The following is a 6,656-nucleotide window of genomic DNA, read 5'->3' on the forward strand; positions in this document are numbered from 1 at the left end:
GAGGTGACCTTGCAGGTGTCGTTTGTCTGACTGTTCATTGCAAAGGTCGCCCTCAGGCGGCCTTTTTTGTTGCGGCGCACACCGCGTCTAGCCATGGAGTATCGAACTGATGTTGTCTTGCCCGGAGGTTGTATGAGCCAGGTTCAGTGGTCTTCCCGTATTGGTCATGTGCTGGCGGCCGCCGGCTCGGCGATCGGCCTTGGCGCCATCTGGAAGTTTCCCTATGTGACAGCCACCAACGGGGGAGGTGCCTTCCTGCTGGTGTTCCTGCTCTTCAGCTTCACCCTGGGGGTCGCGGTGCTGGTGGGGGAGACCCTGCTCGGCAGCCGCAGCCAGCGCGGCGTGCTCGGCGCCTTCCACAAGCTGGTGGGGCCGAACTGGCGCTGGATGGGTTACATGGGGATCCTGTGTGGCTTCTTCATCTACAGCTTCTACAGCGTGGTGGGGGGCTGGACCGTGGGCTATGCGGCCCTGGCCGTGGGCGGCGAGCTCAACCTGAGTGAGGCGAGCACCCTCACCGCACTTTTTACCGGTTATGTGAGCGATCCCCTCTGGCCGGCCCTCACCCATCTCGTCTTCGCCGGGCTCACCTGGTGGTTCGTGCAGGGAGGGCTGCAACAGGGGGTGGAGCGGGCGCTGCGCTGGATGATGCCGGCCCTGTTCGTGATGATGCTGCTCCTGGTGGTGACCGGGCTCTCCATGCCGGGGGCCATGGCCGGGGTACGCCAGTTCCTGATGCCCGACTTTTCCCACCTGACGGGGCAGGGGGTGCTCGACGCCCTGGGGCTGGCGTTCTTCTCCCTCTCCATTGGTCTCGGGGTACACACCACCTATGGCGCTTACCTGCCGAGCAGTGACGGGGCGCTGCGCTCCGGGGTCTGGGTGGTCACCCTGGCGAGCTGCATCTCGGTGCTGGCGGGGCTGATGATCTTCCCGGTGCTGGCCTCCACCGGCATCGATCCTGCCGCCGGCCCCGGCCTCACCTTCATGACCATGCCGGCGGTGTTCAACCACCTGCCGTTCGGTCAGGGGCTGGCGGTGATCTTCTTCCTGCTGCTGCTGGTGGCGGCGCTCTCCTCCTCCATCTCCATGCTGGAGCACCTGGTGCGCTTCACCACCGAGGAGTGGGGCTGGTCGCGCCGCAATGCCTGCCGGGTCCTGACCCTGCTCATCATGGCCTGCGGCATTCCGGTCAGTCTGTCATTCGGGCCCTGGGCGGACTACACCCTGTTTGGCAAGACCCTGTTCGATCTGCTGGATTACCTCACCTCCAACCTGATGATGCCCCTGTTCGGTCTGGTGCTGACCCTGCTGCTTGGCTGGAAGCTGGGGGACAGTATTGTGCCTGCGGATCTCTCGCCGCTGATGCGTGGTGCGCTGCTCTGGTGCTGGCGGCTGGTCGCCCCCCTGCTGATCGCGGGGATCCTGGTGCGGGGCTTGTTGTAACGCACCTGCCAGGGCGGCATGCACCGCCCTGGATGGCTATAGGCCCTGATGGGGACCGAGGGGCGGCAGTTTGGGGGCCAGGTGGGATCTCACCTGTTGCAGGGTCTCCCGATAGGCGTTCCCATGGTGTTCCAGGAAGGCGGCACTGTGGTTGAGACGCTGCTCCAGCCTGTCCACCAGGCGGGCCACCGCCGGGGCCGCCATGCCGGCGGGCCAGCACTGGGTCAGCAATACCAGCAGTTGCCAGGCATCCCCCGCCTGGGCCGGGAATCGCTCCTGCAGGGTCAGAGCGCTCTGCACGGCGAGCTGGAGCTGACCCGTGGTCATGGCCCGTTGCCGCTCCTCGCGCAGCTGGGTCAGCTGCTGCTCCCGCTGCGCCAGTTGCCGCGCCAGATCGTCGACCACCTGCAAAATGAGCCCCTGCAGCAGCGGGGTCTGTGCCACCGGCCCCTGATACTGGCCGAGCTGGGCCAGATAACGCTGGGCATGGTGGGGAAGCCCGCAGAACTGGCTGACGGCCACCCCGAGCAACTGGTTGAGGTGATTGTCCCGCGCCGCCTCCGGCGGGTGCTTGGCCAGCAGCATCAAGGCGTCATCGAATCGATAATCCATACCCAGCATCAGGGCGCGCAGCAGCCCCTCCTCGTGGGCACGCAGGGTCACGGCCTGCTGACCGAGCTCCTCCAGCGCTTGCTGCAGCCCATGAACTCTGGCCTCTCCCGGTGGATGCCAGAGCACCGCCAGGGTCGCATCCAGCAGGCAGCGTTCGACAGAGTGGCGAAACGTCTGTTTGGGGAAGTAGCGCAGGATGAAATCGGTGGCCTGCGCCAGCACCTGACCTTCATCCCTTCGCAGCAAGGCCAGCAAGATGGCTAGCTGGCGCCACTGCGGCTGCCAGGGGCAGCGTTGCAGCAAGCCTGACAAGGTTTCCCAGGCCGGATCCCACTGCGCCTCGTGCAGTTGGCAGGCGAGAACCAGCGCCTGATGGATGACGGGGGGCAGTCGCTCCCGGTTGCGGGCCAGATCCTTGTGGGCGCTCTCCACCCGGTTCAGCCCGAGCAGAGCCTGGTTCAGTCCCTGGCGTGGCCACCAGGCATCGTGCTCCGTGGTGCAGATGGCGTAGTGCTGGGCGGCCTGCACCCGTTCCCCGGCTTGCAGCAGCATGTAGCCCTTTACCCTGTCCATCTGTGCTTCCAGCCCCTTGTGGCTGGCGTGCCGGTAAAGCAGATCCTCGCACTGGGCGCAGGCGCTGCGCCACTCCCTGAGCGCCATGGGGGTGGCCAGGGGGCGGGTCACCGTGGTCAGTGCCAGCAGCGCTTGCAGGCTGTGCGCCAACTGCTCCGTGGTGAAGGGCACGGCCAGACGCAGGGCGAAATAGAGGTCGGAGGGGGGAACTGGCCGGTGTCCTCGTCCTGCTCCAGCAGCAGGAGCACGCAGCCGGGCGCGAGCAGGCCCAGGTGGTGTGCTTCATGCAGCAGCCTGACTCCCTCGTGGGCCTGGTGGTGATACTGGCGGCAAAGAATGGCATCAAAGGCGTGCTGGCACAGCAGGGCGGGCAGGCTTGCAATCTCTTTGCAGTGGAACAGCTCGGTGGGGGGCAGCCCCAGATCACTCAGTCCCTGGGTGAGGGTCGAGCCCATCATGGCATCGTCTTCGATGAGGAGGATCTGCATCTTTGACGCTCCTTCGCCGGTCGGGGGTGGAGAGGTTGGATTCAAAGTTAGCCTCCACTCTCCCGCGAGAGCCAGAGGGGGTCAATACCCCACCTGGGTCAGGAATGGCTCAGTGCCAGCCTTGGGCAGGGCAAAGAAAGCATCACTGAAGGCCGGGCCCCCTGGCCGAGAAGGGGCAGTCCCGCTGGGGGACACGCAGCTCCCCGGCTCCCGACTCTCCCTGCCAGGCGAGCTCGAGCTGGCCCAAGCGCCCGAGGCGGCGCAGCTCGAACTCGTAGCGCAGGCAGGGGTTGTCGGTGGGCAGCTGTGTCATCCCGGCGGGCAGCCGGTAGTCGTAGCGCAGCAGAGGGCCATCTTGCAGCCAGCTCTGCACGGGCACCACGTCGGTGCGGGGGCCTTGAGATAGCGGCGCAGCGCCACCGGGGCGTCGATGGCTTTTTGATAGTGAAGGCCGTTCATGGCTGCTAACTCCTCCTCCAGCCGCGTCAGCTCCCCCTCCAGCCCGCTCAGGGCGGCGCCAAGCTGTTGATGGGCCGGGGAGGCGCAGCCTCCCAGCAGCAGGGTCGCGATCAGCAGGGCGGGACGGACGGCAGACATGAAGGTTCCTCGGGTGCCAGGGTCAATGACTATAGCAGGGGATTGGTGGGCGGCGTGCCCCTCAGCAGCCCGGCGAGGCGCTCCAGCCCTTCGGCGACGCGGGCGTCGGTGGCGGGCTGACTCAGGCTGAGGCGTACTCCCTGCGGGGCGGCAAACTGGCCGGCGGCGAAGTGTTCTCCGCTGGCGACCCCCACGTCAAGGGCGTTGGCGGCCTCCGCAAACTCCTGGCTGCGCCAGGGCTCGGGCAGCGGCAGCCAGGCGTGCATAGACCCCGGCTGCCAGCGTGCTCCCGGCAACAGGTGGCGCAGGAGCTCACCCCGGCGCGCCAGGATTTTTCGCTGGTGTTCGATGAGCGGCATGATCTGGCGCTGGCTCACCAGCTTGCAGGCCAGCTCGATGAGCAGCGGACTCACCATCCAGCTCGACAGCCGCATCGCCTGGGCGAAGCCGTTACGAAGGGCGGGAGGGGACAACACGAAGCCGACCCGCAGGCCGCCGCAGGCTATCTTGGCGAGACTGCCGAGGTAGATGACCCGCTCCGGTGCCAGGTTGACCAGGGGAGGGAGCGCACTTTCGGGCAGCAGGCCGTTGACGTCATCCTCGACGATCAGCAGATCGTGGCGACGGGCGATGGCGACGATGGCGTCGCGTCGCGCCAGGCTCATGGTGGCCGTGGTGGGGTTTTGCAGGGTGGGGGTGAGGTAGAGCAGCTTGGCCCGGCGGGTACGGCACGCGGCATCCAGCGCCTCTGGCAGCAGTCCCTCCTCATCCATCGCCAGTCCCACCACCTGATTCTTGAGCTGGCGTGCATTGCCCAGCATGCCGGGGTAGCTCAGTCCCTCGCAAAACAGGGTCTCTCCCACGCAGCCGGTGGCCAGCAGGGCCAGCATGATGCCGTGCTGGGCACCATGGCTGAACAGCAGGCGATCTTCGCTCGCCGTGATGCCCTGCTCGGCGAGCCAGTCGACAAACAGCTGGCGCTGTGCGGGGCGTCCCGCCTCCTTGTCATAGCCAAGCAGGCCGTTGAGATCCCCCTGCGCCAGCTCGGTGAGCAGGGGCCTGATGATGGCGCCCCTGTCCAGCTGGACCGGGAGGTTCTGCCACAGCTCGATGCGCTGGCTGTCTTCATTGCGGATCACCCATTCGTTGGCGGGATCCGCCGCTCCCCTGACCCAGGTGCCGTGCCCGACCCGGGCCGCCAGCAGGCCCCGTCGCTCCGCCTCGGTGTAGGCGCGGGTGACGGTGCCCACGGTGACCCCCAGCTTGTCTGCCAGGGCCCTGTGGGTCGGCAGCCGGGTCTCGGGTGAGAGGATGCCGGTGGAGATGGCCTGCTCGATGGCCTTGACCAGTTTGAGGTAGAGGGGCCCCTCGAAAGGGGTGAGGTCGGGCGTCCAGATTGTCATGGTGACAATAAATCCATTGATCCAAGATTGTCCGCAATATAGCGTGATTATCAGTCTTTACACAACTAACAAGCACACATTGTATCGGTACAATGTGGCGAGAAAGGAGTCTCCCCATGACCATCGAATGGTATGCCACCCTGTTTGGCTTCGCCCTGCTCACCTGCGGCACGCCAGGGCCGAACAACCTGATGTTGACGGCGTCCGGCGCCAACTTCGGCGTGCGTCGCACCCTGCCCCATCTCATCGGGGTGGCGGTGGGCCAGCCTGTGCTGCAACTGGTGCTGGCGCTCGGCTTCTATCCGCTGTTCGAGCGCTGGCCCCTGCTCAAGCTGAGCCTGCAGGTGCTGGGCAGCCTTTACCTGCTGTGGCTGGCGTGGCGCATCGCGGTGGCAGGCGCCCCCGGAGATCCCGCCAGCCGTGCCCGCCCCTTGACCCTGCTTGAAGGGCTGGGCTTCCAGTTCCTCAATCCCAAGGCGTGGATGATGGGGATCTCGGCCATCAGTCTGTTCAGCCTGCCGGGGAGCGACTACTGGCCGAGCATGTGGGGCATCATGAGTGTCTTCCCCATGGCGGGGTTCCCGGTCTGCTTCGCCTGGGTGATGTTTGGCCATCAGCTCAGCCGCTGGATCAACTCGGACAAGGGGTGGCGTCGTCTCAACGGCAGCCTGGGTGCCTTGACCGCCCTGTGCGTGGTGATGCTCTGGTATTAACAGCACCTTGATTATTCATGCAAAGAAAATGCATTGCTGACCTTGTCGTCAGGGCGTCGGCTCTGCATATTAGGAGGCTTGCCGTATCTGAACGAGGTTGAGATGGATCTGAACTGGTTGCTCCCCCTGGCGGGCTTTGCCCTTATCACCTGTGGCACGCCGGGCCCCAACAACATGCTGCTCACCAGTGCCGGGGCCGCCCAGGGGTTTCGCCGCTCCGTGCCTCTGCTGGTGGGGGTGGTGGGGGGCATCAACCTGATGATCCTGGCCACGGCCCTGGGGCTCGGGGTGGTGTTCGAGCGTCTGCCCCTGCTGCACGACGGCCTCAAGCTGGTGGGGTCGGCCTACCTGCTCTGGCTGGCCTGGAAGGTGGCCAACGCCAGTGGCCCGGCGGAGGGGAACCGGCCGCTCATCCCGGCCCATCAGGGGGCCATGCTGCAACTGCTCAACCCCAAGGCCTGGATGATGGCGCTCTCCGCCATCAGCGGCTTCACCCTGGCGGGGGAGGCTTACTGGCCGTCCGCGGGCTGGGTGCTCGGCATTTTCTTCGTGACCGGCCTCTATACCGGTGCCTTCTGGGTGCTGTTCGGTGCCCAGGTGCGCCGCCTCATCCGCACCGCCACCGGCTGGCGTCGTTTCAATCTGGGCATGGGGCTCGCCACGGCGGCCTGCGTGCTGATGATCTGGGTTTAGGCCTCGGCCTGAGCCTTTACCGGCTGTCTTGTTGGCCCTTCGGGGCCTTTTTTATGGTTCATCGCGGCTTTCCGGGGAAGGCCGCCTTGATTTTCAGAAAAAAGTATTCTGAGTCCCTAAATCCATATGCC

At 65.8% G+C, this 6,656-nt stretch carries 4 protein-coding genes and 2 pseudogenes; 3 read left to right on the forward strand and 3 right to left on the reverse strand.

Annotated features, from left to right (window positions below; translation table 11 throughout):
* Positions 1-132 precede the first annotated feature (132 nt).
* Positions 133-1,446, forward strand: coding sequence for a sodium-dependent transporter (locus tag OKB81_RS02000; RefSeq protein WP_041211033.1), 1,314 nt, complete (start codon positions 133-135; stop codon positions 1,444-1,446).
* A gap of 36 nt (positions 1,447-1,482) precedes the next feature.
* Here OKB81_RS02000 and OKB81_RS02005 read toward each other — a convergent pair.
* From OKB81_RS02005 to OKB81_RS02015, 3 genes and pseudogenes are all read right to left on the reverse strand, one after another.
* Positions 1,483-3,119 (reverse strand): annotated as a pseudogene (locus OKB81_RS02005) (hypothetical protein).
* A 142-nt stretch (positions 3,120-3,261) separates the two neighbouring features.
* Positions 3,262-3,716 (reverse strand): annotated as a pseudogene (locus OKB81_RS02010) (hypothetical protein).
* Between the two features lie 29 nt (positions 3,717-3,745).
* Positions 3,746-5,119, reverse strand: a complete 1,374-nt coding sequence (locus OKB81_RS02015; RefSeq protein WP_048206924.1) for an aminotransferase-like domain-containing protein — start codon at positions 5,117-5,119, stop codon at positions 3,746-3,748.
* A 116-nt stretch (positions 5,120-5,235) separates the two neighbouring features.
* Here OKB81_RS02015 and OKB81_RS02020 point away from each other — a divergent pair, with 116 nt between their 5' ends.
* Together OKB81_RS02020 and OKB81_RS02025 are read left to right on the forward strand one after the other, a co-directional pair.
* Positions 5,236-5,832, forward strand: a complete 597-nt coding sequence (locus OKB81_RS02020) for a LysE family translocator (RefSeq protein WP_039039402.1) — start codon at positions 5,236-5,238, stop codon at positions 5,830-5,832.
* A 102-nt stretch (positions 5,833-5,934) separates the two neighbouring features.
* Positions 5,935-6,525: a LysE family translocator gene (locus OKB81_RS02025; protein ID WP_010672906.1), complete on the forward strand. Its 591-nt coding sequence runs from the start codon at positions 5,935-5,937 to the stop codon at positions 6,523-6,525.
* Positions 6,526-6,656: the final 131 nt, after the last annotated feature.

This window comes from Aeromonas sp. QDB56 (assembly GCF_027705505.1).
Lineage (GTDB): Bacteria > Pseudomonadota > Gammaproteobacteria > Enterobacterales > Aeromonadaceae > Aeromonas > Aeromonas caviae.